Below are 2,192 nucleotides of genomic sequence, written 5' to 3' on the forward strand. Positions count from 1 at the left end.
ATTCAGGACAGGGACTCAAGCGGCTGGATTATCGTGAAGAATGGGACGCCGCCTTCCTCGAGTACATCAAGGAATTACAGACCCAAAAACCGGTGATGCTCTGTGGGGATATGAATGTGGCCCACAGGCCGATTGATCTGAAGAACGACAAATCCAATTACAATAAAACGGCGGGGTATACTCAAATTGAGATCGATGCCCTGGACAGGTTGCTGGCCTCCGGCCTGGTGGATCTTTACCGGGAACAAAACCCTGAAAAAGTGGCTTACACATACTGGAGCTATCGCTTTAAGGCGCGGGAGCGAAATACAGGTTGGCGTATCGATTATTTTCTGATCAGCCCGGAATTACGCCCCCGGGTAGAGGACGTTACTATTTTCGATCAGGTCATGGGATCGGATCACTGCCCGATCGGGCTTACGATGGGGGAATGATCCTGAAGGGCCAGGGGGGCTATTCATTTTTGGATTCTTTTCCTACCTTTAAATTTCAGGCCTCGTGCTGGATTCCTATAACACATCGATTTTATGAGTAATTACCACATTAAGCATTTAGAGGAGTATTTTCAGGTATACCGGAAATCCGTTCGAAATCCGGAAGGTTTCTGGGAAGAAATTGCCGAAGAGCACTTTTCCTGGAGGAAAAAATGGGACCGGGTCCTGCGTTGGGATTTTAAAAAACCGGAAGTCACCTGGTTTGAAGGGGCAAAGCTGAATATAACCGAGAACTGTTTGGACCGCCACCTCTCCACCAGAGGGGATAAAACTGCCCTTCTTTTTGAGCCCAACGATCCCAATGAAGAAGCTCAGCACATTACCTACCGGGAATTGCACAGGCGGGTCTGCCAGATGGCCAATGTCCTCAAAGCGCAGGGTGTATCCAAAGGGGACCGGGTTTGTATTTACCTTCCCATGATTCCGGAACTCGCAGTAACCCTATTGGCCTGTGCTCGTATCGGCGCGATTCACTCCGTAGTCTTCGCGGGTTTTTCAGCCACCGCCCTGGCCACCAGGATCAATGACTGTGACTGTAAGATGGTTATTACCTCAGACGGGTCCTATCGCGGAAAGAAGACCTTAGACCTTAAAAGCATTGTGGATTCAGCCCTGGAGAGCTGCCCGGGTATTGAAAAGGTCCTTGTCGTTCAAAGGACCGGCAATGCCATCACCATGCACCCGACGCGTGACCTATGGTTGGCACCTTTATTGGAAGGGGCCCCCGAACATTGTGAGGTTGAGATTATGGATGCCGAGGACCCATTGTTTATCCTATACACTTCGGGTTCCACGGGAAAGCCAAAGGGTATGGTGCATACTTGTGGGGGTTATATGGTGTATACGGCGTATACGTTTAAAAATATTTTTCAGTACCGGGAAGAAGATGTCTACTGGTGTACGGCGGATATCGGATGGATTACCGGACATTCTTACATCGTCTACGGGCCCCTGGCCAATGGCGCATCCACATTGATGTTTGAAGGCGTCCCATCCTATCCGGATTTTGGACGGTTCTGGGAAGTTGTTCAAAAACACCGGGTGAATCAATTTTATACTGCGCCTACGGCTATTCGGGCCCTTGCCAAAGAAAGCCTGGAATTTGTGGAACAGTATGACCTTTCCTCCCTGAAGGTGCTGGGCTCTGTCGGAGAACCTATCAATGAAGAAGCCTGGCACTGGTATAATAACAACGTGGGCAGAAAGCAAAGCCCCATTGTCGATACCTGGTGGCAAACGGAAACCGGGGGTATTATGATCAGCCCGATTCCCTTTGTGACCCCAACAACCCCAACCTATGCCACCCTCCCCTTTATTGGGATCCAACCCGCCCTTATGGATGAAGCGGGGCAGGAAATCAGGGGAAACCAGGTTTCCGGCAGGCTCTGTATTAAGTATCCATGGCCTTCCATGGCCCGGACCATTTGGGGGGATCACGGGCGGTACCGGGACACGTATTTTTCAGCCTATGAAAACAAGTACTTTACGGGGGATGTGGCTCTGCGAGATGCTGTGGGGTATTACCGGATTACGGGTAGGGTAGATGACGTTATAATTGTCTCAGGCCACAACCTGGGTACGGCACCCATCGAGGACTCTATTAATGAGCACCCGGCTGTTGCCGAGTCTGCCATTGTCGGTTTCCCCCACGATATTAAAGGAAACGCCTTGTATGGATTTGTCATCCTGAAGGAAACA

2 protein-coding genes are annotated in these 2,192 nt (G+C 50.4%); both read left to right on the top strand.

What is annotated here, in order from left to right; genetic code table 11:
• Positions 1-434 (top strand): exodeoxyribonuclease III (locus WBV75_RS09355; protein ID WP_424120359.1); only part of this gene is annotated, 434 nt, incomplete at its 5' end.
• 93 nt (positions 435-527) lie between these two features.
• The coding region (gene acs, locus WBV75_RS09360; protein WP_424120360.1) for an acetate--CoA ligase at positions 528-2,192 on the top strand (1,665 nt) is incomplete at its 3' end.

The organism is Robiginitalea sp. (assembly GCF_049588695.1).
Classification (GTDB): Bacteria; Bacteroidota; Bacteroidia; order Flavobacteriales; family Flavobacteriaceae; genus Robiginitalea.